Origin of the sequence: Micromonospora echinofusca, assembly GCF_900091445.1 — a bacterium.
Lineage (GTDB): Bacteria > Actinomycetota > Actinomycetes > Mycobacteriales > Micromonosporaceae > Micromonospora > Micromonospora echinofusca.
The window spans coordinates 1,671,392-1,697,430 of sequence record NZ_LT607733.1; the positions used below are offsets into that span (position 1 = coordinate 1,671,392).

25 protein-coding genes are annotated in these 26,039 nt (G+C 73.8%); 15 read left to right on the plus strand and 10 right to left on the minus strand.

Annotation, left to right across the window (positions count from 1 at the left end):
• Positions 1-103 precede the first annotated feature (103 nt).
• From GA0070610_RS07710 to GA0070610_RS07725, 4 genes are all read right to left on the minus strand, one after another.
• Positions 104-550, minus strand: coding sequence for a hypothetical protein (locus GA0070610_RS07710; RefSeq protein ID WP_088999388.1), 447 nt, complete (start codon positions 548-550; stop codon positions 104-106).
• On the minus strand, positions 547-1,365 hold the full coding sequence (locus GA0070610_RS07715) for a DUF692 domain-containing protein (protein ID WP_089003345.1): 819 nt from the start codon (positions 1,363-1,365) through the stop codon (positions 547-549). The genes GA0070610_RS07710 and GA0070610_RS07715 overlap by 4 nt, the downstream gene beginning before the upstream one ends.
• Positions 1,362-2,273 (minus strand): TIGR04222 domain-containing membrane protein, encoded by a 912-nt coding sequence (locus tag GA0070610_RS07720; protein ID WP_088999389.1) that lies wholly within the window; start codon positions 2,271-2,273, stop codon positions 1,362-1,364. Before GA0070610_RS07720 ends, GA0070610_RS07715 begins: the two co-directional genes overlap by 4 nt.
• A 114-nt stretch (positions 2,274-2,387) precedes the next feature.
• Positions 2,388-2,960, minus strand: a complete 573-nt coding sequence (locus GA0070610_RS07725) for a TetR/AcrR family transcriptional regulator (RefSeq protein WP_088999390.1) — start codon at positions 2,958-2,960, stop codon at positions 2,388-2,390.
• Positions 2,961-3,068: 108 nt separating this feature from the next.
• On the opposite strand from GA0070610_RS07725, the gene GA0070610_RS07730 reads away from it, so the two are divergent.
• From GA0070610_RS07730 to GA0070610_RS07740, 3 genes are all read left to right on the plus strand, one after another.
• The gene (locus tag GA0070610_RS07730) at positions 3,069-3,935 is read left to right on the plus strand and encodes a carbon-nitrogen hydrolase family protein (RefSeq protein ID WP_089003346.1); all 867 of its coding nucleotides are present in this window, start codon (positions 3,069-3,071) and stop codon (positions 3,933-3,935) included.
• A 62-nt stretch (positions 3,936-3,997) separates the two neighbouring features.
• Positions 3,998-4,642 (plus strand): HAD family hydrolase, encoded by a 645-nt coding sequence (locus GA0070610_RS07735; protein WP_088999391.1) that lies wholly within the window; start codon positions 3,998-4,000, stop codon positions 4,640-4,642.
• Between the two features lie 173 nt (positions 4,643-4,815).
• Complete coding sequence (locus tag GA0070610_RS07740; protein WP_088999392.1) at positions 4,816-5,751, plus strand: serine protein kinase RIO; 936 nt, start codon at positions 4,816-4,818, stop codon at positions 5,749-5,751.
• 47 nt (positions 5,752-5,798) lie between these two features.
• Here the strand turns inward: GA0070610_RS07740 and GA0070610_RS07745 are convergent, their stop codons facing one another.
• Positions 5,799-6,047, minus strand: coding sequence for a DUF2630 family protein (locus tag GA0070610_RS07745; RefSeq protein ID WP_088999393.1), 249 nt, complete (start codon positions 6,045-6,047; stop codon positions 5,799-5,801).
• Between the two features lie 78 nt (positions 6,048-6,125).
• Here GA0070610_RS07745 and GA0070610_RS07750 point away from each other — a divergent pair, with 78 nt between their 5' ends.
• The 9 genes from GA0070610_RS07750 to GA0070610_RS07790 all read left to right on the plus strand — a co-directional run bounded on the left by GA0070610_RS07750 (position 6,126) and on the right by GA0070610_RS07790 (position 17,000).
• Complete coding sequence (locus GA0070610_RS07750; protein WP_088999394.1) at positions 6,126-7,043, plus strand: GNAT family N-acetyltransferase; 918 nt, start codon at positions 6,126-6,128, stop codon at positions 7,041-7,043.
• A 229-nt stretch (positions 7,044-7,272) separates the two neighbouring features.
• On the plus strand, positions 7,273-8,613 hold the full coding sequence (locus tag GA0070610_RS07755) for a cytochrome P450 (protein ID WP_172896657.1): 1,341 nt from the start codon (positions 7,273-7,275) through the stop codon (positions 8,611-8,613).
• Positions 8,610-9,527, plus strand: a complete 918-nt coding sequence (locus GA0070610_RS07760) for a terpene synthase family protein (RefSeq protein ID WP_088999396.1) — start codon at positions 8,610-8,612, stop codon at positions 9,525-9,527. Before GA0070610_RS07755 ends, GA0070610_RS07760 begins: the two co-directional genes overlap by 4 nt.
• The gene (locus GA0070610_RS07765) at positions 9,524-11,092 is read left to right on the plus strand and encodes a prenyltransferase/squalene oxidase repeat-containing protein (RefSeq protein ID WP_231925946.1); all 1,569 of its coding nucleotides are present in this window, start codon (positions 9,524-9,526) and stop codon (positions 11,090-11,092) included. Before GA0070610_RS07760 ends, GA0070610_RS07765 begins: the two co-directional genes overlap by 4 nt.
• A 154-nt stretch (positions 11,093-11,246) precedes the next feature.
• Positions 11,247-13,847 (plus strand): nitrate- and nitrite sensing domain-containing protein, encoded by a 2,601-nt coding sequence (locus GA0070610_RS07770; protein ID WP_088999397.1) that lies wholly within the window; start codon positions 11,247-11,249, stop codon positions 13,845-13,847.
• Positions 13,848-13,937: 90 nt separating this feature from the next.
• Complete coding sequence (locus GA0070610_RS07775) at positions 13,938-14,360, plus strand: roadblock/LC7 domain-containing protein (RefSeq protein ID WP_088999398.1); 423 nt, start codon at positions 13,938-13,940, stop codon at positions 14,358-14,360.
• Between the two features lie 5 nt (positions 14,361-14,365).
• Positions 14,366-14,752: a DUF742 domain-containing protein gene (locus tag GA0070610_RS07780; protein WP_088999399.1), complete on the plus strand. Its 387-nt coding sequence runs from the start codon at positions 14,366-14,368 to the stop codon at positions 14,750-14,752.
• Entirely contained in the window at positions 14,733-15,344 is a 612-nt protein-coding gene (locus GA0070610_RS07785) for a GTP-binding protein (protein ID WP_088999400.1), read from the plus strand. Before GA0070610_RS07780 ends, GA0070610_RS07785 begins: the two co-directional genes overlap by 20 nt.
• A gap of 597 nt (positions 15,345-15,941) precedes the next feature.
• Complete coding sequence (locus GA0070610_RS07790) at positions 15,942-17,000, plus strand: pectate lyase family protein (RefSeq protein WP_088999401.1); 1,059 nt, start codon at positions 15,942-15,944, stop codon at positions 16,998-17,000.
• A gap of 55 nt (positions 17,001-17,055) precedes the next feature.
• Here the strand turns inward: GA0070610_RS07790 and GA0070610_RS07795 are convergent, their stop codons facing one another.
• Complete coding sequence (locus GA0070610_RS07795; protein ID WP_088999402.1) at positions 17,056-19,911, minus strand: aconitate hydratase; 2,856 nt, start codon at positions 19,909-19,911, stop codon at positions 17,056-17,058.
• A 161-nt stretch (positions 19,912-20,072) separates the two neighbouring features.
• Between GA0070610_RS07795 and GA0070610_RS07800 the strand changes: the two genes are divergently transcribed.
• Positions 20,073-20,429 carry a VOC family protein gene (locus tag GA0070610_RS07800; RefSeq protein ID WP_088999403.1) on the plus strand — a complete coding sequence of 119 codons (357 nt, stop codon included), beginning with the start codon at positions 20,073-20,075 and terminating at the stop codon, positions 20,427-20,429.
• A 92-nt stretch (positions 20,430-20,521) separates the two neighbouring features.
• On the opposite strand, the gene GA0070610_RS07805 is transcribed toward GA0070610_RS07800, so the two are convergent.
• The 3 genes from GA0070610_RS07805 to GA0070610_RS07815 all read right to left on the minus strand — a co-directional run bounded on the left by GA0070610_RS07805 (position 20,522) and on the right by GA0070610_RS07815 (position 23,429).
• Positions 20,522-21,175 (minus strand): C39 family peptidase, encoded by a 654-nt coding sequence (locus GA0070610_RS07805; RefSeq protein ID WP_089003348.1) that lies wholly within the window; start codon positions 21,173-21,175, stop codon positions 20,522-20,524.
• A 432-nt stretch (positions 21,176-21,607) separates the two neighbouring features.
• The gene (locus tag GA0070610_RS07810) at positions 21,608-22,864 is read right to left on the minus strand and encodes an RNA polymerase sigma factor (RefSeq protein ID WP_089003349.1); all 1,257 of its coding nucleotides are present in this window, start codon (positions 22,862-22,864) and stop codon (positions 21,608-21,610) included.
• A 160-nt stretch (positions 22,865-23,024) separates the two neighbouring features.
• Positions 23,025-23,429 (minus strand): YciI family protein, encoded by a 405-nt coding sequence (locus GA0070610_RS07815; protein WP_088999404.1) that lies wholly within the window; start codon positions 23,427-23,429, stop codon positions 23,025-23,027.
• A gap of 212 nt (positions 23,430-23,641) precedes the next feature.
• Between GA0070610_RS07815 and GA0070610_RS07820 the strand changes: the two genes are divergently transcribed.
• Positions 23,642-24,097 (plus strand): ArsC/Spx/MgsR family protein, encoded by a 456-nt coding sequence (locus GA0070610_RS07820; RefSeq protein WP_089003350.1) that lies wholly within the window; start codon positions 23,642-23,644, stop codon positions 24,095-24,097.
• Between the two features lie 73 nt (positions 24,098-24,170).
• A complete protein-coding gene (locus GA0070610_RS07825) occupies positions 24,171-25,838 on the plus strand; it encodes a right-handed parallel beta-helix repeat-containing protein (protein ID WP_088999405.1) in 1,668 nt (555 codons plus the stop codon).
• Positions 25,839-25,850: 12 nt separating this feature from the next.
• On the opposite strand, the gene GA0070610_RS07830 is transcribed toward GA0070610_RS07825, so the two are convergent.
• Positions 25,851-26,033 carry a hypothetical protein gene (locus GA0070610_RS07830; RefSeq protein WP_088999406.1) on the minus strand — a complete coding sequence of 61 codons (183 nt, stop codon included), beginning with the start codon at positions 26,031-26,033 and terminating at the stop codon, positions 25,851-25,853.
• Between the last annotated feature and the right edge of the window lie 6 nt (positions 26,034-26,039).

Here is a 26,039-nt window from a genome sequence, read left to right on the forward strand (position 1 = left end):
AGGGCCGGCGACCGGGGGCCGACGGTCCAGTAGCAGGGGACGGGCCGACGGCGGACGGTCCAGTGGCGCCGGTTCAGCGGCGCGACAGTTCAGCGGCAGCGGTTCAGCGGCGGGCGGGGCGCAGCAGGCGTACCCGACCGGCGAGCTGGACCGCGACGGCGCCGCCGGCGCGCCCCCACGCCGGCAGCCGACGCGGGCGCGGCGGCGCGTGCCCGTCGTAGCGGTGGGCGGCCTCGCGCGCGGCCAGTTCCTCCGCGCCCAGCGGCGGCAGCGCGCCCTGGTCACGCAGGTCACGGGCCAGGTCCCAGCCGTCGCGCAGCGAGCCCCCGGTCGGCCGCCCCGACGCCCAGCGGGCGAAGGTCGCCGACCACTGCGGACCGAGACCAGCGGCGAGCAACGGCCAGTGCCGGGACACCTCCCCGGCGCGTTTGCGCAGCAGCGCGGCTCCGGCGGCGGCGAGCGCCGCAGGGTCGAAACCCGCCGGCGCGGGGCCGCCGGCCACCAGCGCCGCCACCAGCGCCGCCTGCCGCTCGGCCAGGTCGCCGCTCACGTCACCACCGGGAAGCCGGACGCGGCGGCCAGGGCGTCCAACTCGGCGCGCAGCACCGGGGCGGGCGGGTAGTGCCCGTCGCGTTCCAGCAGGAGCGCGGGCGGCCGGCGGCGGGCGCACAGCTCGCGCAGCAGGTCCAGCACCGGCGGCGGCACCGCATCGGTGTGCGTGTCGTGGTAGTAGCCGCCGTGCTCGGCGCCGCCTGCGACGTGCACGTAGGAGACCCGGTCCAGCGGCAGCCGGTCGAGCAGCGCGGCCGGGTCGGTACCCCGGTTGCGGGCGTTGGCGTACACGTTGGCGACGTCGAGCAGCAGGAACGCGCCGGTGCGGTCCAGGATCTCGGTGAGGAAGTCGGCCTCGTCCAGCTCGTCGTCGGGCCAGTCGAACAGGGCCGCGATCGGTTCCAGCGCGATCGGCACCGGCAGCCCGGCCTGCGCCCGGGCGACGTTGGCGCAGACCGCGTCGACCGCCTCGCGGCTGCGGGGCAGCGGCAGCAGGTGGCCGGCCTCGACGCCGCCGGCCCGGACGAAGGCGATGTGCTCGCTGACCAGCGGCGCCCCGACCAGCTGCGCCACCGCGCCCAGGTGGGCGACGCGGGCCGGGTCGACCGGTTCCGCGCCGCCGAGGGACAGGCGCACGCCGTGCGGTACGACCGTCACGCCGCGCTCGCGCAGCGCGGCCAGCCCCGCCGGCAGCGGTCCGGAGGCGGCGACGCCCTCCGCGACCACCTCCACGAAGCGCAGCCCGGGCAGGTCGGCGACGAACCCGGCGATCTCCGGCCGCCAGCCGATGCCCACCCCGTGCGGGCCGGTCATCCGCCGCACCCGCCTCCGCCGCAGCCCCCGCCGCCTCCGCACGAGCTGCCCCCACTGCACGAGCTGCCCCCGCCGCACCCGCCGCCGCCGGAGGAGGAACCGGTGCCGCTGATGGCCTGGCGCTGGATCTCGGCCTGGCTGGCGAAGCCGGGGTCCATGGCATAGAGCGACGCGGTGCCGAACAACGCGACGCCCATCGCGGCGCCCGCCGCGCCGTACGTGGCGTAGGCCGGGCCCGAGGCGGGCGCGAGGTAGGTGTGCTGGCGCCGCAGGTCGCGCAGTGCCCGGGTGGCGGCGTGGGTGCGCCACGGCACCCGGTGCAGGAGGACGGCCACAACGATCAGCGGGATCTGGCTCAGCACGAGCCAGCCCACCGGACGGTCGTTGACCAGCCCGGCGACGATGCGCGCCACGCCGACCAGCAGCAGGGCGGTGAGCAGGAACGCGCCCAGGCGCAGCGCGGACCGGCGGGCCGGTGCGAGCGCGAGCCCGCGCTGCTCCAGGCTGGCCCGCAGCTGATCGAGCGCCCGGACCACCCACTCGTCGCGGGCCAGCTGCCGGGTGGTGGCGTTGCGGCCGGCCGCGAAGTGGATCGCCTGGTCCAGCGGCGTGATCCCGGCCGGCAGGGGCCCGCCGGTGGTCAGCCGCCGGTCCGGTCGTACGCCGATGGCGCCGCTGCTGCGCAGCGCGCCGACGGAGGCCCAGATCGCCAGCTGCTGCCCGCCGTTGAGGTAGGCGACCTGCTGCGGGCCGAGCTGGCCGACGTGACCCACCGACGGGCCGGCGAGGACCGCGAGCCGGTGGACGAGCGTACCGACGACGATCACGACGGCCACGAGGAGATAGACCCGGAGGAAGGTGGGGCCGGAGATGCCCCAGGTGTCACCAGGTGCGGCGGGGACGGTCATCTGCTGCTCCTTCGGGCGAGGGGGATCGCGGCCCAATTGTGGAGCAGCCCCGCCAGGGCGTACCCACCGCGTGGGGCGAGTTACCGGACCGATACGCGTGGCAGGGGCGGACGGTCAGCGGCGGCGCACGGCCTCCTCGACCAGGTCGAGCACCGGGCCGAGGTCGCCGGCGGGGCGGCCCATCGCCAGGTGCAGCACCAGGCCGTCGTAGGCGAGTTCGAGGAACTGGGCCAGTACGTCGATCGGCACGTCGTCGCGGAGCACGCCCGCCTCCCGCTGCCGGGCCAGCCGGTCGCGGGTCGCCTCGGCGACCGCCGCCGACCGCTGCGCCCACCGCTTGGCGAACGCCGGGTCGGTCCGCAGTCGCCGGGACACCTCCAGCTGGCTGCCCAGCCAGCCGGTGGTGTCGGGGGAGACGGCGCCGGCCAGCAGGTCCCGCATGACCTGGACCAGGCCGTTGCGGGCCACGGTCTCCACCATGGCCGCGGCGTCGTCCTCGGCGACGGCGAGGAAGAGCGAGTCCTTGTCGCGGAAGTGGTGGAAGATCGCGCCCCGGGACAGTCGGGTGGCCTCCTCCAGCCTGCGGACGGTGGCGCCCTCGTAGCCGTGCCGGGCGAAACACGCCCGCGCGGCGGCGAGGATCTCCTGCCGGCGCGCGTCGAGCTGGTCCTGACTTACTCTGGGCACGGGTCGATCGTGACAGCTCACCCTCCGTTGTGCAAACCGTACGTACGGCTTGGTTTGGTCGCGCGCATGATCATCCGTAGGGCACGCGCCGGTTAGGATCGCCCCGTGATGCCACTCCCCACCGCCGTCGCGGTCCCCGCCGCGCCGCTGACCGTCGCGGCCGTGCAGGCCGAGCCCGTACCCGGCGACGTGGCCGGCAACGCGGCGAGCGCCGCCCGGCTGGTCCGCCGCGCCACGGAGCGCGGCGCCCGGGTGACCGTGCTGCCGGAGCTCTTCCTGCCCGCGTACCACCTGCCGACGCTGGCGGCCGATCCCGCCGGCACCGACGTCGCGGCCGACGCGGCGGCCACGGTCGACGACGCGCGGCTGGACCCGCTGCGCGAGGCGGCCCGCGACGGCGGCGCGGCCGTGGTGGTCGGCGCCGCCGTGCGGCACCCGGACGGTCGGCGGACGATCTCCGCCCTGCTGGTCGACGGGGCCGGCGACGTCCGCGTCGGGTACGACAAGCAGCAACTGTGGAGCGGCGAGCGGGAGCTGTTCGTCGCCGGTGACCGGGGCGCGACCCTGCTCGTCGACGACTGGCGGCTCGGGCTCGGCATCTGCTACGACGGCTGCTTCCCCGAGCACGGCCGGGCCGCCGCTGCCGACGGCGCGCACGGCTACCTCTGCCCGAGCGGCTACCTGGCCGGCTCCGAGCACCGCCGCGACCTCTACTACGCCGCCCGCGCGCTGGACAACACGATGTACGTGGTGTTCGCCAACCTCGTCGGCGGCGCCGACCCGTGGCGGTTCAACGGTGGCGCCGCCGTCTACGACCCGGAGGGCCGCCCGTTGGCCCGGGGCGCGGACACCGGCGAGGCCGTGCTGGTCGTCGCGCTCGCCCCGGAGGCCCTCGCGGCGACCCGGGCCGCCCACTGCATGCTGCTCGACCGCCTGCCCGACCAGGGCGGGGCCCGCGCGGCCCTGCCGGCCTGACGGGTCGCCGGAAGCCGGCTCGGCACTGTCGGCGGGCGGTGGCGGTCCCGTAGGGTGCCCGAGTGCCGCTGCTCCTGCTGGACCTGGACAACACGCTGCTCGACCGGGCCGGTCCGTTCCGCGCCTGGGGGGAGCGTTTCCTGGCCGGTGTCGGCGCGCCGCCGGCCGACATCGACTGGCTGCTGTCCATCGACGCCGACGGGCTGACCGACCGGTGGGACGTGGCCGACGCCGTACGGGACCGCTACCGGCTGCGGATCCCGTCCATCGACCTGGTCGAGGAGCTGCACGACTGCGTGGTGGCCGATGTCCGGCTCGATCCGCTGGTGGCCTGCGCGCTGCGGATCGCCGACGAGGCGGGATGGACGCCCGTGGTGGTCAGCAACGGCGCGGTACGGCAGCAGGAGGCCGTCATCCGGCGTACCGGACTGGACCGCTTCGTCGCCGACTGGGTCATCTCCGAGGAGGTCGGCGTCAGCAAGCCCAACCCGAGGATCTTCGCGCTGGCCGCCCGGCGGGTGCGGCTGCCGTTACGCGGCGCCTGGGTGGTCGGCGACGGCCCGGAGGTGGACATCGGGGGCGCCGCCGCCGTGGGGCTGCCCAGCGTCTGGCTGCACCGGGGGCGGAGCTGGGTCGACAGCCGGTTCGCCCCCACCCGCACCGCCGACGGCGTGATCGCCGCCGTCGCGGCGGTGCTCGCCGCCTGACGGGCGGCACGCCGGGAGTAAATCGGTTGACCCGGGTGGCGCTGGCCCGTGAGCATGGTCGGCGCATCGTGCAACCGGGCGCGCCCGGTCGAGGAGAGGGGGTCGGTCATGGCCGTCTTCGCAGGTCACTTCCACCTGCCCCCATCAGCCTCGAGCAAGGGAACACCACCGCAGTGCGCGATCACGACCTTCCGGCGCGCGAGCGCCGTACCCGCGGCAAGCGCCGCTTCGACGACGACGAGCAGCTCTTCCTGAAGCGGGGCCGGGCCGCCGGTCCCGCCCCCACCGACCCGGACGCCGAGCCGGACCCCGAGACGGGGGACAGCTGGTCCTCCTGGGACGACGCCGTGCAGGGCCCGCAGCCCCACCCCGACTGGCTGGTTACCGAGCTGGCCGCCAGGGACACCGAGCTGGGGGTGCTAAAGACGGGCAAGGAGGCGGACGTCCACCTGGTCCGCCGGGCGGTCCCTGACACCGACCGGTCCTGCCTGCTGGCCGTCAAACGCTACCGGGACCCCCAGCACCGGCTCTTCCACCGCGACGCCGGCTACCTGGAGGGGCGCCGGGTCCGCCGGTCCCGGGAGAACCGCGCGATGGCCGGGCGCACCGCCTTCGGCCGGCAGATGATCGCCGGGCAGTGGGCGGCGGCGGAGTTCGCCGCGCTGGCCCGGCTCTGGGAGGTTGGCAGCCGGTACGGGACGATCTCCGTCCCCTATCCGGTGCAGGTGCGCGGCACCGAGCTGATGCTGGAGTTCCTCGGCGACCACGACGAGGGGCTGGCCGCGCCCCGGTTGGCCCAGCTGCGGCCGGAGGCGGGGGAGCTGCGCGAGCTGTGGGGTCAGCTCGTCGACGCCCTCGTGGTGCTCGCCCGCGCCGGCCTCGCGCACGGCGACCTGTCGCCGTACAACCTGCTGGTGCACGCGGGGCGGCTGGTGCTGATCGACCTGCCGCAGGTGGTCGACGTGGTGGCCAACCCGCAGGGGCCGGAGTTCCTGGCCCGCGACGTCCGGGTGGTCGCCACCTGGTTCGCGGCCCGCGGCCTGCCGGCGGCGGACGCCGATCCGGCCGCGCTGACCGCGTTGCTGCTGCGGGAGGCGGGGATCCGCTGACCGTGACGTCCCGGGCGGCCGACACGTGCCGGCCGCCCGGGACCGGGTCACTGGAGGTAGCGCTCGACCGCCGGCTTGGGGCGCAGGCCCTGGGCGTCGGGGTCGCCGTGGGTCTGCCGGGCGGCCCGCCGTCGCCGCAGCAGGTCCCAGCACTGGTCGAGGGACTCCTCCAGCTCGCGCAGCCGGGTGCGGGCGTCGTCGTCCGTGCCCGACTCGCCGGCCTGCGCGTCGGCGCGCAAGCGGTGCTCCTCGTCGACCAGCTCGGTGATGCGGTTCAGGATGGTCTTGTCGTCCATGCCCTGAGCCTGGCACAGGCCGTGCGGGCGCGCCCGGGTTCCACCGCCGTGCCCGCTTCTGCGGTAGGTTGCCCAGCCATGGTCCCCACCGTCCGGGCCGCCGGCCCCTCCGACGCGGCAGGGGTCGTCGCCCTGCTCCGCGCCGCCCGCCCCCATCTGGTTGTCACGCCGCAGGTGCTCGCCTGGCAGGCGACCGGCAAGCCGGCGGAGCGCTTCGGGATGCTCGTCGCCGAGGCGGGCGGCGGGATCGCTGGCGTCGCCCGTACGGGGCTGCTGCACGAGAGCGCGGAGCCGGGGCTCGGCTTCGTCAACCTGGTCGTGCACCGCGAGGGGTGGCGGCGGGGCGTCGGCTCGGCCCTGCTCGCTGCCGCCGAGGAGCGCCTCGTCGGGCTCGGCGTGCGCCTGGCGTACGCCCGGGTCGTCGACGAGCCGGCGTCGCTCGCCTTCGCGGAGCGGCGCGGCTACCGGGGCGGCCGGCGCAACGTGATCCTGGGGCTGGACCTGGCGACGGCGGTGCTGCCGCCCGCGCCCGCCCCGCCGGCCGGGGTGCGGCTGGTCACGGCGGCGGACCTGCCCGACCCGCGCCCGCTGTACGAGGCGGACCTGGCCGCCGCCGTCGACGAGCCGGGCGACGTCGGGATGGACGAGATCAGCTTCGGCGACTGGCGGGCCGCGTACTGGGACCGGCCGGACCTGGACCGGGCGCTCAGCATGGTGGCGTCGGCCGACGGGGTGGTGGTGGCGTTCACCGTCGCGCTGACCGACGGACGCGACCGCTACCTGTCGGGCATGACGGGCACCCGGGCGGGGTGGCGGGGTCGGGGCCTCGCCCGGCTGGTCAAGCACGCGTCGCTGCGGGCGGCCCGGTCGGCGGGCCTACGGTGGGCGTACACCCTCAACGACGCCGGCAACGACGCGATGCGGGCGGTGAACGCCTGGTGCGGATACCGCCCGGTGGCCGCAGAGTGGCGCCACCTGCGCACCCTCCACGAGTGACGCCCGACACGGAATCCTTCATGGACGAGCATTCCCATGAGCAAAATTCTCGTTCGACGGCTAGCGGATTCTCGGCGGGTGGTGGCATGCTTCCCGAATCGTGACGCAAGGCAGCCGTCTGCGTGACGGTCTGTCACAGCGCAGCGTGACCAAGGGGGAGGAGCCGCGGGTGCGGTATGCCATGGCCGGGCGGAGCGTCGACGACGCACGGGGGCGAGCCGCCCGCTCGATACCACTGTGGAGGATGCTTCCGGGTCTGCTGCGCGACCCGCTGGGCCAACTCGTCGCGGTGGCCGACTCCGCCGAGGGCGAGATCGTCCGGCTCAACCTCGGGACGATCCGCCCCTACCTGGTCACCGAGCCGGCCCACGTGCAGCACGTCCTGCGCGACAACGAGGCCAACTACACGCGCGGCGGCAACAGCATGCTCTGGCGTCCGGTGCGGCGACTCACCGGCGAGGGCATCCTGTCCGACGGGCCGCAGTGGCAGGCCAGCCGCGCGCGCATGCAGCCGCACTTCACCGCCAAGCGCATCGACTCCCTCGTGGACACCATGAGCCGCGCCGTCAGTGACGCCGTCGACGAGTTCGACGAGCCGGCCCGCACCGGCCGGTGGTTCGACGCCGGCACCGAGCTGGGACGGGTCATCTGCCGGGCGATCAGCAGCGTCTTCTTCGCCGACCGGGTGAGCCTCGCCGACCAGCTGCGGATCGTCGCCGCCCAGGGCACGATCGTGACGGCGCTGCGCGCCCGGCTGCTCCTGCCGTTCGTGCCCGACGCCGTGCCGGTGCCCGGCGACCGCGCCCTGAGCCGCGCGATCGGCGTCGTCGACGACATCATGCTGCCGCTCGTACGCGCGGAGATGGCCGACCCGCGCGACGGCGACGACCTGCTGGCCGCCCTGGCACGCGCCCGCGACGAGCAGGGCCGCCCCCTCGACGAGCGGCAGGTCCGCGACGACGTGGTGGCGTCCTTCGCCACGGCGACCGAGACCACGTACGCCGTGCTGACCTGGCTGTGGCCGATCCTGGACGCCCACCCCGAGATCGCCGAACGGCTCTACGCCGAGCTGGACGAGGTGGTGGGGACCGACCGGACGATCAGCCGGGAGCAGCTGCGGGCGCTCACCTACACCCGGGCCGTGGTGGAGGAGCTGCTGCGGATGTACCCGGCGGGCTGGCTGCTGCCGCGTACCGCCCTCGCCGACGACGTCATCGGCGGCACCAGGATCAAGGCGGGCAGCATCGTCGTCGTCAGCTCCTACATCACCCAGCGGCTCGCCCGCTTCTGGGACCGTCCGGACGTCTTCGACCCCGAGCGCTTCCGCGGCGACCAGTCGCGCCGCGGCCACCGGTACGCGTACTTCCCGTTCGGTGGCGGCCCGCACCAGTGCCTCGGCATGTACCTGTTCAACCTGGAGGCTCCGCTGGTGGTGGCCACCATGCTCAGCCGCTACCGCTTCCGGCTGCGGGAGCCCGGCATGCCGCCCAAGCAGTTGGCGGCGGCCCTGCGACCGGGTCGGCCGGTGATCATGGCGCTGAGCCCGGTCCGCGAGCGGAGGCCGGCATGACCGCGCTGCCGGCGGCGACGCCCGAGGGGCGTGACGAGCTGCGCGACGCCCAGGAGCAGGGCCGCATCTGCGGCCTGGCGGTACGCGGCCAACGCGACCTGCAGGCGTCGGCCGCGGCCCGCCCCGAGCTGTTCCCCGCCGAACCGTTCGACACCATGCTGTTCGCCAACATCTCGCTGGCCATCGCCTTCGGTGCCCCGTGGTGCACGGCCGAGCAGCTACGCGCCGCGAACCGCACCGTGCTGTGGGGCTTCGCCCTCGACTGGCTGATCGACCACCGGGCGCGTACCCGCGACGAGGTCGACGGGCTCGTCGCGCGCTGCCGCGTGGTGGCCGCCGGCGAGCCGCCCGCCGCCGACGACCATCTCGGCGCCTACCTGGCGGCACTGCAGGAGGAGCTGGCGACGGTTCCCGCCTTCGCCGCGTACCGCCCGCTGTGGCGCGACCGGGTGGACGCGACGGTACGGGCGATGGCCCGCGAGTGGGAGTGGAAGGCGGCCTGGCGGCCCGGGGACCGGGCGTCCCTGCCGAGCCTCGACGCCTACCTCGACAACGCCGACAACCACGCCTGCACGATCGTCAACGTCGCGCACTGGCTCTACACCGGCGACGAGGCCACCCTCGCCCGGCTGGACGAGCTGGTCGCGGTGAGCGACCAGGTGCAGCGCGCCCTGCGCCTCGTCAACGACCTCGGCACCTACGAGCGCGACCTGCGCTGGGGCGACCTGAACGCGCTGCTGCTGGTCGAGGACCGCGCCGAGGTGGAACAGCGGCTCGCCACGCTGGTGGACAGCTGCCGCCGGATGCTGGTCCCGCTCCGCACGACCTGCCCGCGCGAGGCGGACTACCTGGCCCGGCAGGTCGGCTTCAGCAGCGGCTTCTACCAACTGGCCGACTTCTGGGGGATGTCGTGACGGCGGCGCCCGTCGCCGCGCCCGACGTCGGCGGCGCCGGGCTCGCCGCCGCCGGCCGTGAACTGCTGGCGGCGATGCTGGCCGCCCCCGCCGGCACGGTCTCGCCCTCGATCTACGAGACCGGCCGGCTGGTCGGCGACGCGCCCTGGCTGCCGGGGCACGCCGAGCGGCTGCGGTACCTGCTGGCCGCCCAGCGCGCCGACGGCGGATGGGGCGCGCCCGGCGCGTACGGCCTGGTGCCCACCCTCAGCGCGGTGGAGGCGCTGCTGAGCGCCCGGCGTACCGACAGCCGGGAGGCGCACCGGCTCGCGCCGGCCGTGGACCGGGGCGTGGCGGCGCTGCGGGACCGCCTGCTGGTGGCCGTCGAGCCCGTGCCGGACATGCCGGGCGTCGACCTGATCGTGCCCGCCCTGATCGACCGGATCGACGCGCTCCTCGACGGCGGCGCGGTCGGTCGGAGCCGGCCGGCGGCGCCCGCGCTGCCGATGCCGTACGGCATGACCCGGCACCGGGCCGAGGCGGTCGGTCGCCTCCTCGCCACCGGCGGGCCCGTGCCGCAGAAGCTGTGGCACGCCTTCGAGGTGCTGGACGCGCGGGCGCGGGTGTGCCTGCCGGCCCGGCCCGTCTCCGGCGCCGTCGGCGCCTCGCCCGCCGCCACCGCGGCCTGGCTGGGCGATCCCACCCGTGCGGGTGCGGACCCCGCCGCGCTGGCCTACCTGACCGGCGTCGTCGCGCGCGGCGGCGGGCCCGTGCCGTGCACGACGCCCATCGCCGTGTTCGAGCGCGCCTGGGTGCTCAGCGGCCTGGCCCGGGTCGGCGCGGCGTCGGACGTCCCCGCCGAGCTGACCGGCGGGCTGGCCGCCGCGCTCGGACCGACGGGCGCGGCCACCTCGCCCGGCCTGCCGACCGACGCCGACACCACCGCCGTCACCCTCTTCGCGCTGGCCCGCCTCGGGCGTCCGGTCGCGCCCGACAGCCTCCTGGCGTACGACACGGGGGCGCACTTCTGCACCTGGCAGGGCGAGGACGGCGCCTCGGCCACCACGAACGCCCACGTCCTGGAGGCGCTGGGCTGGCACGCCCGGCACCGGCCGGGTCACCCGTACGCCGACGTCGTGCGGCGGGTGGCCGGCTGGCTGGTCGACGGCCAGCTCGCCGACGGCAGCTGGACGGACCGCTGGCACGCCTCCCCGTACTACGCGACGGCCAGCGTCGCGGCCAGCCTCGCCGAGTACGCGCCCGACACCGCCGGTGAGCGGCTCGACCGGGCGGCCGACTGGGTGCGCGACACCCAGCGTGACGACGGCTCGTGGGGACTGTGGGCCGGCACGCCGGAGGAGACCGCGTACGCCCTCCAGGTGCTGCTCGGCACCGGGCGCGCGCCCCGGCCGGGCCTGGCCCCCGTCGTGCGCCGGGCGCTCGCCTACCTCGACGACCACCGCGAGGGCACCGACGACGTTCCACTGTGGCATGACAAGGATCTCTACCACCCGGTGCTCATCGTGCGGGCCGCCGTGCTCGCGGCGCGGCACCTGGCCCGGCTGACCGGCCACGCGGGACGGTGAGCGCGGCGATCGGATGCCCGCCATGACGCACCGGTCATGATCAGGACTGCTTGAGTGATCGTCGTGACACTGCTACCGTGCGCCGGGTCGGTCGAAGCGCCATGCGGAAGCCGCCGATCGGTCGAATCAGACTCCCCGCCAGGGATGGTTTTCAATGGGTTCCCGCAGCTCCAATCTGCGCCGGAAAGTCGTGGCTCTGCTGGCCTCACTCGTTGCGCTGTGGGCGTTCGCCGCGTGGGTGACCCTCCGGGAAGGCGTCAGTCTCCTCTGGGTGCAGGTGCTCGACGCGCAGGTCGCCCAGCCGGGTGAGCCGCTGGTGCTGGAGTTGCAGGCCGAGCGTCGCGCGTCCGCGGCGTACCTGGGGGGCTCGGGCGCGGCCGAGCGGGAACAGCTCGACGCGCAGTGGCGGCGCACCGAGGGCGTCGCCGACGACTTCCGCAAGTCGGTCAGCAGCTGGCGGGTGGACCTGGCGGCCGACGAGAGCCAGCGGCAGATCGACGCGGTCGTCAGTGGGCTCGACCGGCTCGACGGCGTACGCGAGTCCATCCGCGACCGGCAGGTCGACCGCGCCACCGCCACCCGCGCCTACACCGAGCTCATCGACTCGGTGCTGCGGATGTACGGGTCGCTGGGCAACCTGGACGACGAACGGTTCACGCAGGAGACCGCGGCGCTGATCGACCTCGTCCGGATCCGCGAACTCATGTCCCAGGAGGACGCCCTCGTCACCGGCGCCCTGGCCGCCGGCCGGATGACGCCCGAGGAGACCGCCGCGTTCGCCCGCGCCACCGGCGCCCAGCGCTACCTGGACAGCCAGGTCCGCACCGACCTGTCGAGCGCCGACCGGACCCGCTACGAGGCGCTGCTCAGCGGCGAGGCGTACACCACGTTCCGGGCGCTGGAGGACCGGGTCGTCGTGCAGGGACGCGCGGGCGGCGCGCCACCGGTGTCGGCGGCCGAGTGGCGCGCGGCGGCCGACGTGGTGGTCGAGGAGCAGCAGCGCTTCATCATCGAGGCCGGCGACGCGCTCGTGGAGCGGGCCGCGCCCATCGCCGTCGGTGTCGTCCTGCGGCTGGTGCTGGCCGCCGGTCTGGGCCTGCTCGCCGTCATCGCCTCGATCGTCGTGTCGATCACCACCGCCCGGGCCCTCGTGCAGCAGTTGGAGCGGCTGCGCGAGGCCGCCTTCCGGCTCGCCAACGAGCGGCTGCCCGGCGTGGTCGAGCGGCTCGGCCACGGCGAGGAGGTCGACGTCGCCAAGGAGGCGCCTCCGCTGGAGTTCGGCGACGACGAGATCGGCCAGGTCGGCAAGGCGTTCAACGCCGTGCAGGAGACCGCGATCCGCACCGCCGTCGAGCAGGCCGAGCTGCGTCGCAACGTCCGTGAGGTCTTCCTGAGCCTGGCCCGGCGCACGCAGGCGCTGGTGCACCGCCAGCTCACCCTGCTCGACGCGATGGAGCGTCGCGAGCACGACGCCGAGGAGCTGGAGGACCTGTTCCGGGTCGACCACCTGGCCACCCGGATGCGGCGCAACGCCGAGAACCTCATCGTGCTCTCCGGCTCCACCCCGGGCCGCGCCTGGCGGCGCAACGTGCCGATGGTCGACGTCGTGCGCGGCGCGGTCGCCGAGGTGGAGGACTACACCCGGGTCAACGTGCTGCCGCTCGGCGCCGTGTCGCTCACCGGCCGCGCGGTCGGCGACGTCATCCACCTGCTCGCCGAGCTGATCGAGAACGGCCTGTCGTTCTCGCCGCCGCACACCTCCGTCGAGGTGCGCGGGCAGATGGTGGCCAACGGCTTCGCCATCGAGATCGAGGACCGTGGCCTGGGCATGAGCGAGGAGGACCTGGCCGCCGCGAACCACCGGATCGTCGACCAGTCCGAGCTGAACCTGGCCAACGCCTCCCGCCTCGGGCTCTACGTGGTCAGCCGGCTGACCGAGCGGCACGGCGTGCGGGTGCAGCTCAAGGAGTCCGCGTACGGCGGCACCACGGCCGTCGTGCTGATCCCGGCCGAGCTGGTCACCGCCGACGACGAGGACCCGAGCACCTCCGGCGGCTTCCCCGCCGGCCTGCCCGCCGCCACCCGGGTGTCCGGCACGCCCGGCCAGGTGCCGCCCACCGCCGAGCCGCCGCTCGCCGCGGCGCCGGTGGCGCTCGCCGAGCCGCTCGCGCCCCGTACGCGGCCGGCTCCGGACACCGACGCACCCACCGGGGGGGACGCCGACACGGGCGGCCTGCCGACCCGGTCGCGCGGCCGGAGCCTGCCGGCGGCCGCCCCGGCCCTCGACGCGCGGCTGCCCGTCCGGCCACGTGGCGGCTCCGAGCAGTACGCCCTCGACGGCCCGACCTTCCCGACCGGCCTGCCGGTGGCCGCCGCCCGGCCCGTGCCGGCGGAGGCACCCGAGGCGACCGGGACGCCGGACGCGCCGGAGGCGGACACCGGGTCCACCGCGACCGGCGGCCCGGCGCCGACGGCCCGCCAGGTGACCGCGCGCACCGATTCGGGGCTGCCGGTGCGGGTGCGCCAGGCCAGCATCGTGCCGGAGCTCCGCGACGATCCGGCCGCCGACACCGACGACGACACCGACGACGAAACGGCGCGCCCGCCGGAGCAGGTACGCCGGATGATGAGCTCCTACCAGACCGGTACCCGGCGCGGCCGTACGGACGCCGCCCGGCTGCTCGGTGGAGCGGGCGACAGCCGTACCGAGGCCGGCGGGGAACCCGACGCCGGCGACGACCTGCAAGCGACCTGACCGGCGCCGCGACGGCGCGGGGGACCTCCGCGCCTGACGGGCAGCCGAGACGAGCACGGCGACAACTGCCGGGGGAGAAGAGGACGACGAGTGGCGCAGAAGACGGCTTCGAGTGCCGACCTGACGTGGTTGCTGGATGATCTGGTCGGCCGGGTGAAGCAGGCCGACCACGCGGTCGCGCTCTCGACGGACGGCCTGTTGATGGCCGCCTCGCGAGGGCTCAGCCGGGACGACGCCGAGCACCTGGCGGCCATGGCGGCCGGCATCCAGAGCCTGGCCCGGGGCGCGGGCAAGCGCTTCGGCGGAGGCCAGGTGCAGCAGACCATCATCGAGATGCAGTCGTCGTTCCTGTTCGTCACAGCGGCGGGGCGCAACGCCTGCCTCGCCGTCCTCGCCAGCGAGGACGCCGACGTCGGCCTGATCGCCTACGAGATGGCGATGCTGGTCACCCGCGTCGGCAAGTACGTGGCGTCGCCGACACGGACCGGCGAGCAGCAGACCGGCGAGAAGTAGCCGCGATGACGGTGCAGGGGGAGTCCTCGGAGCACCAGTGGGTCGACGACCATGCCGGCCCGGTCGTGCGCCCGTACGCGGTGACACGTGGCCGGGCCCGGCCGGTCACCGGCACGTTCGACCTGATCTCCCTGGTGACGGCGACCCGCGCGGACGTGAGCCCGGAGGTCGGGCTGGGCCCGGAGCACCTGGCGATAGTCGGGCTCTGCCAGCGGATCCAGTCCGTCGCCGAGATCGCCGCCCACCTTGACCTGCCAGTGGGCACCATCCGGGTCCTGCTCGGTGACCTGGCGGCCCGCAGCCTGGTGCAGGTACGCGAACCGCACACCACGGCCGGCCTTCCCGACAACAGCGTTTTCGAGGCGGTAATCAATGGACTACGGGCACTCTGAGCGGCCGGCGGGAGCGACGCCACTGCCCACCGCGATCAAGATCCTCGTCGCGGGCGGCTTCGGCGTCGGCAAGACCACCATGGTCGGCGCCGTCAGCGAGACACGCCCGCTTCGTACGGAGGAGGTGTTGACCGAATCCGGCGTCGGCATCGACGACCTCTCCGGGGTGGAGAGCAAGACGACCACCACCGTCGCGATGGACTTCGGCCGCATCACCATCAGCGACGACCTGGTGCTCTATCTCTTCGGCACCCCCGGCCAGGACCGGTTCTGGTTCGTCTGGGACGAACTGGCGCTCGGCGCGCTCGGCGCGGTGGTGCTGGCCGACACCCGGCGGCTGGCCGACTGCTTCCCCTCGATCGACTACTTCGAGGGCCGGGGCACGCCGTTCGTGGTGGCGGTCAACTGCTTCGAGGGGGCCCGGCAGTACCGGCTCGACGAGGTTCAGGCGGCGCTCAACCTCGATCCGGGGGTGCCGGTGCTGCTCTGCGACGCGCGGCAGCGGGAATCCAGCAAGGAGGTGCTCATCACGCTGATGGAGCACGCCATGAAGACCCGCGAGGCCCGCCGCCGCGCCGCCACAACCGAGTAACCCGACACCACCACCACCACCACCGCTGCCGCTGCCGCTCCGGCGCGCAGCCGCTGTCGCGCGGTAGCCGCCGTTGCCGCTGCCCGCTGCCCGCTGCGCCGTTGCCCGCTGCGCCGCTGCGCCGCTGCCTGCTGCGCTGACGAGATCTTGGTAGGGAACGGCCCCTCCGGGGGCACTTCCCTACCAAGATCTTCGGGGGTGCACCGGTGCCAGCGCACCGATGGGTGACAGCGTGGCCGTTGGGTGGCAGTGCGCCTGTTGGCGGGGCGGGGCGAGGGGGCACGGACTCCGCATGCCCGCACCGTCAAGTCAACGGTGCACTCCCAGCACCGTGCCGTGGCTTCCGTGGGTGCCAGGTGATGTGGCGGCAGTGATCTCGATTGATTGACTTCGATCAATTTGGCTGGTTAGCATGTGCTCGGAAAGCGCTTTCCGCCGTCCATCACCTGGCTGATCGCCGGTGCCGGTCCGCAGCACCGACGCGAACCCGTCCCCCCTCGCGTCCGGTTCCGCGCGACCGTGCCCGGCACCCCGAACGGTACCCGGCCAGTCGTGCGCCGGCTCCGGCGATCCGCCGTACGAGAAAGGCGGAACCTCATGCTCGCGACCCGCAACCCGGACGGGCCGCCACGGCCCGGGCGTCGCCGACGGCTGCTCGCTGCCGCCGGCCTGGCCGTCGCACTGGTGGCACCGCCATCACCGGCCGCCGCCGCGCCCCCGCCCGCCCAGCCGTCGGCATCCGGCACCGCCCCGCAGGCGGCATCCGCCACCTCTGCGGCCGCCGCGGGCCCGGACGGCTTCGCCAGCGTCTCCGCCCTCGGTCAGAACGGCACCACCGGCGGCGCCGGCGGACCGACCGTGACCGCGACCAGCGCGGCGGACCTCCTGGAGCACATCGACACGGTGGGCCCGCTGGTCATCCAGGTCACCGGGCGGATCGCGATCACCAGCAAGCAGGGGGTACGCCCCAACAAGACCATCGTCGGGGTCGGCGACGCCGAGATCACCGGCGGCGGGCTGGACTTCTACCGGTCGTACAACGTGATCGTCCGCAACATCAACTTCACCGACGCGGAGGACGACGCGATCAACGTCGGCCAGAACTCGCACCACATCTGGATCGACCACAACCGCTTCTCCGGGGCGGTGGACGGCTCGGTAGACATCGTGCGCGGCGCCGACTACGTGACGGTGTCGTGGAACCACTTCGACCACGCGGACAAGTCCATGCTGATCGGTCACTCCGACGGCTCGGCCTCCACCGACGTGGGCCGGCTGAAGGTCAGCATCCACCACAACTTCTTCGACCACAGCCGCCAGCGGCACCCCCGGGTCCGCTTCGGCGAGCCGGTGCACGTCTACAACAACTACTTCCTCGGCAACGCCCTCTACGGCGTGGCGTCGACGGAGAACGCCGGCGTGCTGGTGGAGGGGAACTACTTCCGCGACGTGCCGCACCCGATGTGGTCGGCGAGCGGCTACGCCGACAGCGGACCCGGCCGGGCGGTGCAACGCCACAACGTGTACGTGGGCTCCGGCACGCCGGAGACGAACGGCACCGTGGTCGAGCCGCGTTCGTACTATCCGTACACCCTCGACCCGGCGGCGGACGTGCCCGCCCTGGTCCTCGCGGGCGCCGGCACCGGGCGCATCTGAGCGGACACGCGAGGGGCCCCCTGCCGTCGTGGCAGGGGGCCCGTCGTCCGTGTCGTCAGCTGGCGATCATGCGACGCAGCACGTACTGCAGGATGCCGCCGTGCCGGTAGTAGTCCGCCTCGCCCGGGGTGTCGATCCGGACCACCGCGTCGAACTCGACGCCGGTGTCGGTGCTGACCTTGACCGTACGCGGGGTCTCGCCGTCGTTCAGCGCGGTCACACCGGTGATGGAGAACGTCTCCGTGCCGGTGAGCCCGAGCGACTCGGCGGTCTCGCCCGCCGGGAACTGCAGTGGGAGCACGCCCATGCCGATCAGGTTCGAGCGGTGGATGCGCTCGTACGACTCGGCGACGACCGCCCGGACGCCGAGCAGCATGGTGCCCTTGGCCGCCCAGTCGCGCGACGAGCCGGAACCGTACTCCTTGCCGGCCAGCACGACCAGCGGGATGCCGGCCTCCTGGTAGGCCACGGAGGCGTCGTAGATCGAGGTCTGCTCGCCGGTCAGGTGGTTGACCGTGAAGCCGCCCTCGACGCCCGGGACGAGCTGGTTGCGCAGCCGGATGTTGGCGAAGGTGCCCCGGATCATCACCTCGTGGTTGCCCCGGCGGGAGCCGTACGAGTTGAACTCGTGGCGCGGCACGCCGTGCTCGGCGAGGTACGTGCCGGCGGGCGAGTCGGCCTTGATGGAGCCGGCCGGCGAGATGTGGTCGGTGGTCACCGAGTCGCCCAGCTTGGCCAGCACCCGGGCGCCGGTGATGTCGACGACCGCCTTCGGCTCGCGTTCCATGCCCTCGAAGTACGGGGGCTTGCGGACGTAGGTGGAATCGTCCGCCCAGGCGAAGGTGTCGCCGGTCGGGGTGGGCAGCGACTGCCAGCGCTCGTCACCGGCGAAGACGTCGGAGTACGCGGCGCTGAAGCCGGTGGCGCCGATCGCCGAGGCGATGACGTCCTGGATCTCGGCGCTGTCGGGCCAGATGTCCCGCAGGAACACCGGGTTGCCCTCGCTGTCCTCACCGAGCGGCTCGTTGGCCAGGTCGATGTCCATGGTGCCGGCCAGCGCGTACGCGACCACCAGCGGCGGGGACGCCAGGTAGTTCATCTTGACGTCCGGGTTGATCCGGCCCTCGAAGTTCCGGTTGCCGGAGAGCACGGAGACGACCGCCAGGTCGGCCTCGTTGACCGCGGCGGAGACCTCCTCCGGCAGCGGGCCGGAGTTGCCGATGCAGGTGGTGCAGCCGTAGCCGACCAGGTGGAAGCCGAGCTTCTCCAGGTAGGGCGTGAGGCCGGCCCGCTCGTAGTAGTCCATGACGACCTTGGAGCCCGGGGCCAGGGTGGTCTTCACCCACGGCTTGCGGGTCAGGCCCTTGTCGACCGCGTTGCGGGCCAGCAGGGCCGCGCCGATCATCACCTGCGGGTTGGAGGTGTTGGTGCAGGAGGTGATCGCCGCGATCACCACGGCGCCGTGGTCCAGCTCGTACTCGACGCCGTCGGCGCCGGTGACCCGGGTCGGGTTGCTGGCCCGCCCGCCGGAGCCGACCGCCGCCGTCTCCAGGTCGCGCGGCGCGTCGGCCGGGTCGCTGACCCCGTTGGCCGGGGAGTCGCTGGCCGGGAAGGACTCGGCGCTCGCCTCGTCGGCGTGGCCCTGCACGCCGAACGGCTTCTCCTGCTGCGGCACGCCCGACTTGCGGCCACGGTCGCCGCCGGTCTCGTCGGCGGCCACGTAGTCGGTCAGCGCCGAACGGAACAGCGTCTTGGCGTTGCCCAGCGGGACCCGGTCCTGCGGGCGCTTCGGGCCGGCCAGGGACGGCTCGATCGTGCCCAGGTCGAGCTCCAGGCGCTCCGAGTACTCCGGCTCGGCGTCCGGGTCGTGCCAGAGGCCCTGCTCCTTGGCGTACGCCTCGACGAGCGCGACCTGCGCGGCGTCGCGGCCGGTCAGCTCCAGGTAGCGGACGGTCTCGGCGTCGATCGGGAAGATCGCGACGGTCGAGCCGTACTCCGGGGACATGTTGCCGATGGTGGCGCGGTTGGCCAGCGGAACGGCGCTCACGCCGGGGCCGTAGAACTCGACGAACTTGCCGACCACGCCGTGCTTGCGCAGCATCTCGGTGATGGTGAGCACCAGGTCGGTGGCGGTGGTGCCGGCCGGCATCTCGCCGGAGAGCTTGAAGCCCACCACGCGCGGAATCAGCATGCTGACCGGCTGGCCGAGCATCGCGGCCTCGGCCTCGATGCCGCCGACGCCCCAGCCGAGCACGCCCAGGCCGTTGACCATCGTGGTGTGCGAGTCGGTGCCGACCACCGTGTCCGGGTACGCCTGGCCGTTGCGCTCCATGATCGTACGGGCCAGGTACTCGATGTTGACCTGGTGCACGATGCCGGTGCCCGGCGGGACGACCTTGAACTCGTTGAACGCGGTCTGGCCCCAGCGCAGGAACTGGTAGCGCTCCTTGTTGCGCTCGTACTCCAGCTCGACGTTGCGCTCGAAGGCGTCCTCGCGACCGAACAGGTCGGCGATGACGGAGTGGTCGATGACCAGCTCGGCCGGGGCGAGCGGGTTCACCTTGGTGGCGTCGCCGCCCAGCTCGCGGACGGCCTCGCGCATGGTGGCCAGGTCGACCACGCAGGGCACGCCGGTGAAGTCCTGCATGAGCACCCGCGCCGGGGTGAACTGGATCTCGACGCTCGGGTCGGCGTCGGATTCCCAGGCCCCGAGCTGCCGGATGTGGTCGGCGGTGATGTTCGCGCCGTCCTCGGTCCGCAGCAGGTTCTCCAGGAGGATCTTCAGGCTGTAGGGGAGCCGTTCGTGCCCCTCCACCTTACTGATCTTGAAAATCTCGTAGCTCGCGTCTCCGACGCGTAGCTGGGTCTTCGCACCGAAGGTGTCGAGGCTCGCCACGTCGTACTCCTTCACACCAGCGACCGTGAGTAGTCCTGAGCAGTCTGTCGCACCGGTCGGGGTGCCGCCGTGGTTAGGGGACACTTACCGCCGATTCTCCATCGTCAACAAAACCGTACGTCCGTCTTGCTAACTTCGCAACCTCGTGCCATCGTTCGGGACGAGGAGGTGCCACCATGATCCATCATGTTCAGCTCGCCTGCCCACGCGGCACCGAGGAGGCGTCGCGGGCCTTCTATGTCGGTGTGCTCGGGATGACCGAGAAGCGCAAGCCAGCCGCGCTCGCGGCCCGGGGCGGCTGCTGGTTCACCGGTCACGGCGCGGAGCTGCACCTGGGCGTGGAGGACGACTTCCGCCCCGCCCGCAAGGCCCACCCTGGTCTGCTCCGGCCGGACCTGGACATGCTCGCCGCCCGGCTGGCCGCCGCCGGATACCCGGTCACCTGGGGTGACGACGAACTGCCGGGCATGCGCCGCTTCCACTCCCAGGACACGCACGGCAACCGACTGGAGTTCCTCGCCCCGATCGACTGACTGCCTCGATGCCCGACAACGGCATGACGAAGGGCCGGCCCCCTGGGTGGGGGCCGGCCCTTGTCGTCGTTGCGTGGTGTCGTCGCCGTCGGTCAGGCGGTGTAGCCGCGGGTGGCGATCCAGTCGGCGAGGTTGTCGACGCTCATGCGGTAGGAGGCCTGGTTGGGGTCGGCGGAGTCGGCGATGGTGACGGTGTTGCCGTTGTCGCGGTAGCCGACGACGCTGATGTAGTGCCCGCCTTCGAAGGAGTGGGTGGTGCCGTCGGTGTCGGTGGCGGTGCCGGCGATGTTGGCGACGACGGCGTGGCCTTCGTCGATGGCGGTGACGATGTCGGTGCGTAGCTTGTCGGTCTGCTTGTCGTCGGCCTTGGGGTCGCGGATCTCGACGGACTGGTAGGCGTCGCGGCCGGTTTCCTTGTTGAGTACGGGGGTGATGTCGTTGATGGAGTTGGTGCCGGCTTCGGTGGTGCCCATGCGCTGGGCCATGCCGTCGACGTCGATGTTCTTGCCCTGCACGCTCAGGGCGTTGCGGGCGGCGGCGGGGCCGCAGTAGTAGAAGTTGGGCTGGGCTTCGTAGCGCACGCCGAGTTCGCGCTCGCCGTGCTGCTTGCGGTCCTGGCTCACCGAGGTGGGCTTGCCCTCGGCAGGCGCGGCGACGGCGGCGGTGACGGGGCCGGCGATGGCGCCGCCGGTGAAGGCGAGCCCGGCCACGGTCAGAGCGGTCTTACGGAAGATGTCGGTACGCATGATGGTCGGCACCTTTCGATCGGGGGTACGCGACACACACCAAGGGGGGGCGGGTGCGCCGCGAGAAAGGAAAGGTCGAGATGTCCGGGGGCCTGCGGCCGGTGGGCCGAGGCTCGTTCCCGGGGGGATGCAACCGGCCGGGCCGGCCACACATTCCGCCGGCCACCCGGCCGACGAACGGCCTGGTCATTGAACGGCCTGGTCACGCGGCCACGATGGTTACAACGACCCGGCGCCCCGACCCATGCCCCGACCCCCGGTGGCGTCCGCCACCCCAAACCGGCACATACCACCCACCCTGCGTGGATCGCGCAGCCCTGGTGGGCCACAAACCACGCGATCGTGCCGATAGCCGGCACCACAACTGCGTGATCCACGAGGCCTGGAGCGGGCCGGGGCGTCACGTCGCCGTGCCGGCCAGGCCGGGCGCCTTCAGGACTCTTGGGGCGTAGCGTCCATCGGGGTGAGCCGGTCGGCTCGGGCACGCAGGTAGCGCTGCTCCGGGAGGCTGGAGGTGCGCTGGGACGCGAGCAGGTAGTCCTCCCGCGCGGCTGCCATGTCTCCGGCGAGTTCCCGCAGGTGGGCGCGGGTGGCCGCGAGGCGGTGGTGGCGGGCCATCCGGTCGTCGGCGGCCAGCGCGGCCACCATGGCCAGGCCGGCGTCCGGACCGTCGGCCATCGCCACGGCGATCGCGTGGTTGAGCGTCGCCATGGGATTGGGCGCGATCCGGCACAGCAGGCGGTACAGGAACTCGATCTGCCGCCAGTCGGTGTCGGCCACGTGGGGCGCCCCCACGTGCACGGCCGCGATGGCCGCCTGTAGCTGGTACGGGCCGAGCGGGCAGCGCAGCATCGCGTCGGTGACGAGCCGGGTGCCTTCCTCGATGAGGTCGGCGTCCCAGCGGAGCCGGTCCTGTTCGCCCAGCGGGACCAGGCCGCCCTCGGCGTCGGTGCGGGTCGCTCGGCGGGCGTCGGTCAGCAGCATCAACGCGAGCAGGCCGGCGACCTCACCGTCGTCGGGCAGCGAGCGGTGGATCGCCCGGGTCAGCCGGATGGCCTCCGTGGCCAGGTCGGGTCGGTGCAGGTGGGGGCCGGAAGTCGCGGTGTAGCCCTCGTTGAAGATCAGATAGAGCACGTGCAGGACGGCGCCCAGCCGTTCGGCGTACGCCGGTCCGCTCAACGTCGTGTCGGCGGCCCGGATCCGTTGCTTGGCACGGCTGATGCGCGGACCCATGGTGGCCTCGGGCACCAGGAAGGCGCCGGCGACCTCGGCCGTGGTGAGACCGCCGACGGCGCGCAGCGTCAGGGCGACCTGCGAGGCCGGGGTGAGCGCGGGGTGGCAGCACATGAACAGCAGCGTCAGGGTGTCGTCGTGGTCGCGCGGCACCTGCTCGTCGGGGCCGGGGGCGACCATCGCCCCGGGCAGTTCCCGGCTCGCGCTGGCCGCCTCCCGGTCCCGGCGGGCCCGCTCGCTGCGGATCTGGTCGATGAACCTGCGGGCGGCGACCGTGACCAACCAGCCGCGCGGGTGCTCCGGCACCCCGTCGACCGGCCACTGGACCGTCGCCGCCAGCATGGCCTCCTGGAGCGCGTCCTCGCAGGCGTCGAAGTCGTCGTACCTGCGCAGCAGCGCGCCGAGGACCCGCGGTGCCAGCTCACGCAGCAGGCGCCCGAGATCCTCGCCGCCCACCCCGCCGTCGCGTGCCGGTAGCCGGTCGCCGCCCGCCCGCCCGTCGTCGCGGTCGTGGCCTACCAGCGCGTCGCGGCCCGCCCGCCCGTCGTCGTGGGCGGCGGTCGGCACACCGGTGGACCGGTCGGCGAGCACCTGGCCGCCGACCGGTACGCCCGACTCAGCTCGTCGCCGCCGCACCGCTCATCCGTACCGAGGCCGCTTCGGCCCCCGCGGAGAAGACCACCTCACGGATCTCGACGCCGAGACCCTCCACCCTGGCGTCCGGGATCAGCGCTGCCAGCTCGACGGCCCGGTCCCGGTCGGCGCACTCGATGAGGTAGTAGCCGCCGAGGTACTCCTTGGCCTCCAGGTACGGGCCGTCGCTTACCGTGGGCGCGCCTGCGCGGACCCGGACGACGACGCTCTCGGCCGGCTCGGCCAGCGCGGTCGTCCCGAGCATCTCGCCGGACTCGCGGATCGTCTCGATGAACTCCTCGTGGCCCTTCATCACCTCGTTGCGTTCGTCCTCGGTGAGCGCCTCCCAGATCTGCGGGTTCATGTGCATGATCAACAGGAACTTCACGTCTGATTCTCCTCGCCCGTGGGCGTCCCGCTGACGCCGCTCGCTCAGTGGTCGTCGCCGGTCCGCCGGTCTTGACATCGTCCCCGATCCGCGACGCGAGAACGCCGCGCCGCTCCGGCCGCGTACGGAAGGGACGAACGGGGGAACGCGGGTGACGCGACCCGGACGGCCCTCATCGTGCCGACGGCGGGGTGGTTGCGACCATGGCGGGCATGGAGATCTGGAACAACCCGTCCTGCTCGAAGTGCGCCGCCGCCCGTACCGCCCTCGACGAGGCAGGGGTCGGCTACGCGGTGCGCCCGTACCTGGACCGGCCGCCGAGCGCGGCGGAGCTGACCGAGGTGCTGCGCCGGCTCGACGCGCGCCCCTGGGACGTCTGTCGTACGCGGGAACCCGCCGCGGTGGCCCTGGGCATGGCCGACTGGCCACGGGACGAGGCGGCGGAGCCGCGCTGGATCGAGGCGATGGTGGCCGCCCCGGAGCTGATCCAGCGGCCCCTGCTGCTGCTCGACGACGGGGGAGCGCTCGTGGGACGTACCGCCGAGGCCGTGGCGGAGGCGGTGCGCCGGACCGGCGCGACGCCCGGCACCGGCGCGGAGCCCGGCCCCTCGACGCCCGGCACCGGCGCGACGCCCGCGTCGTCGGAGGGGCCCACGCCCGCCGGGTAGCGCGTTTCCCGGCGGGTGCGGCGGGAATGCGCCGGTCACCGGCGGACGCCGGACGTCGTGGAGGAGGGGCCGGATGCCGCAGCAGGGCGTGTCCACCGCGAAGCGGCTCACCCCGGTCGCGGGGGCGCCCCTGTGGTGCGACGCGCGGGAGTTCGGGCTGCGCGGCGACGGCGTGACGAACGACCAGCCGGCACTGTCGGCCCTGGTCGACCGCCTCGGCGAGGGATACGCCGCCGACGGGCGGGCCCGGGTCATCCACTGCCCGCCGGGGATCTACTCGATCCGTGACGCCGGAACGGTCTGGCGCAGCGGGGTGTCGCTGATCGGCTCCGGGCCGGGGGCGACGCGGTTCCTGCTCAGCAACGAGGGCAACCGGGCGAGCCCGACGCCGTTGGCCTTCTGGACGACGGTGCAGCACGGCGCGAGTCGCGACCGGTACATCGCCGACTGCACCTTCGCGGACTTCGAGATCGACGGCTCCGGCGTGGCGATGGTCGAGTACAGCTACCTCGCCAAGGGGCTCGGCCTCCAGTACGTGGTGCGCGGCGTCTTCCGCAACCTCTACATCCACCACACCGGCGCCACCGGACTCGGCTGCGACTTCCTCCAGGACAGCCTGATCGACGGAGTGGTCGTGGTCGGGTGCGGGCGGCTCGACAACGGCGAGGAGATGGGCGGCGCGGGCATCGGCGTCGGCATCGGCGGGTGGGGCGACGTGGAGCGCCTCACGATCGCCAACTGCACCGCCCTCGGCAACGGCACCAACGGGATCTTCCTCGAACTCCAGAAGGACCACTGGACCCCGCCGCGCGGCTACCGCGTCATCGGCTGCCACAGCCAGGCGAACCGCTTCGGCATCTCCGACTGGGGCGCCGACGGGCTGATCGTCTCCGCCTGCACCCTGACCGGCAACCTGGAGGCGGGCTTCGACGTCTCCGGCAACGGCACGGCGGGAGTCGCCGGCCGGGGCGGCATCATCAGCGACTGCGTGATCGACCGCAACGTCCGCGACGGGATCAGCATGGGCAACACGCCCGGCCCGTACACGGTGCGCGGGAACCGGATCAGCGCCAACGGGGAGTACGGCTACCACGAGCACGACCTGGGGCACGGCTATCAGGGTGCGGCGGCGGGCGTGGTCGTCGACGGCAACGACTTCTGGGACAACGGTCTGGACGCGATCCGGATCGACCGGCCGATGACCGACGCGGTCGTGGTGGGCAACCGGATCCGCAACAACGGCCGCCGGTGCGCCCCGGCCACCACCGGCCAGGGCGAGTCGGTGCGCTACCACCACCGGTCCGTCACCGACCTGACGGCGCACTGGCCGCAGGACGGACACCGGGGCAAGGTGGTGCGGGTCGGCTCACGCGCGGCGGTGGTGGTGTCGAACACCGACACCGACCTGAGGCTCGCCGAGGTGCGGGCGGACTCGCCGACCGGCTGGAACGAGGACACGCCGCCGCCCGGCGCGTCGTACGAACTGCCGGCGGCCCCGCCGATCAGGGCCGGCATCACCGTCAACGCGCCGTTCGACTCCGCCACGGTGCGCGGCAACCGGATCTGGGACCACCGCGACGAGCAGACCCAGACGTACGGGCTCTGGATCACCCCGGCGGGCAGTTGCGTGTCCTGTCGGATCGAGGACAACGATCTCGCGGGCAACGCCGTCGGGGCGGTGCGGCTGGACACCCCGCCCGTCGGTGGGCGCTGGAACCGCAACCACCACGACGTCGACTGACGTCGGCGGGGTTCAGCGCGCGTCGTCGGTGGGCGCCGTCGCCTCCGCGTGCCGGTCGCGCAGCCGGGCCCGGATCTCCTCCGGGGTGTACGCCCGACGCCGCCGTTCCGCCCGGGCGATGACCACGCCCGACGCCGCCACGCCGGCGAGGCCGGCCAGCCCGAGCACCTTCCACCACCGCATCCCTTGCCGCATCGGCCT

What these genes read in the sequence shown, in the direction of transcription:
- GA0070610_RS07715 (WP_089003345.1), bottom strand. Translation starts at nt 1,365, where the DNA reads ATGACCGGCCCGCACGGGGTGGGCATCGGCTGGCGGCCGGAGATCGCC.
- GA0070610_RS07820 (WP_089003350.1), top strand. Translation starts at nt 23,642, where the DNA reads ATGGAGATCTGGAACAACCCGTCCTGCTCGAAGTGCGCCGCCGCCCGT.
- GA0070610_RS07745 (WP_088999393.1), bottom strand. Translation starts at nt 6,047, where the DNA reads ATGGACGACAAGACCATCCTGAACCGCATCACCGAGCTGGTCGACGAG.
- GA0070610_RS07780 (WP_088999399.1), top strand. Translation starts at nt 14,366, where the DNA reads ATGACGGTGCAGGGGGAGTCCTCGGAGCACCAGTGGGTCGACGACCAT.
- GA0070610_RS07720 (WP_088999389.1), bottom strand. Translation starts at nt 2,273, where the DNA reads ATGACCGTCCCCGCCGCACCTGGTGACACCTGGGGCATCTCCGGCCCC.
- GA0070610_RS07825 (WP_088999405.1), top strand. Translation starts at nt 24,171, where the DNA reads ATGCCGCAGCAGGGCGTGTCCACCGCGAAGCGGCTCACCCCGGTCGCG.
- GA0070610_RS07750 (WP_088999394.1), top strand. Translation starts at nt 6,126, where the DNA reads ATGGTCCCCACCGTCCGGGCCGCCGGCCCCTCCGACGCGGCAGGGGTC.
- GA0070610_RS07770 (WP_088999397.1), top strand. Translation starts at nt 11,247, where the DNA reads ATGGGTTCCCGCAGCTCCAATCTGCGCCGGAAAGTCGTGGCTCTGCTG.
- GA0070610_RS07730 (WP_089003346.1), top strand. Translation starts at nt 3,069, where the DNA reads ATGCCACTCCCCACCGCCGTCGCGGTCCCCGCCGCGCCGCTGACCGTC.
- GA0070610_RS07785 (WP_088999400.1), top strand. Translation starts at nt 14,733, where the DNA reads ATGGACTACGGGCACTCTGAGCGGCCGGCGGGAGCGACGCCACTGCCC.
- GA0070610_RS07830 (WP_088999406.1), bottom strand. Translation starts at nt 26,033, where the DNA reads ATGCGGCAAGGGATGCGGTGGTGGAAGGTGCTCGGGCTGGCCGGCCTC.
- GA0070610_RS07805 (WP_089003348.1), bottom strand. Translation starts at nt 21,175, where the DNA reads ATGCGTACCGACATCTTCCGTAAGACCGCTCTGACCGTGGCCGGGCTC.
- GA0070610_RS07790 (WP_088999401.1), top strand. Translation starts at nt 15,942, where the DNA reads ATGCTCGCGACCCGCAACCCGGACGGGCCGCCACGGCCCGGGCGTCGC.
- GA0070610_RS07800 (WP_088999403.1), top strand. Translation starts at nt 20,073, where the DNA reads ATGATCCATCATGTTCAGCTCGCCTGCCCACGCGGCACCGAGGAGGCG.
- GA0070610_RS07760 (WP_088999396.1), top strand. Translation starts at nt 8,610, where the DNA reads ATGACCGCGCTGCCGGCGGCGACGCCCGAGGGGCGTGACGAGCTGCGC.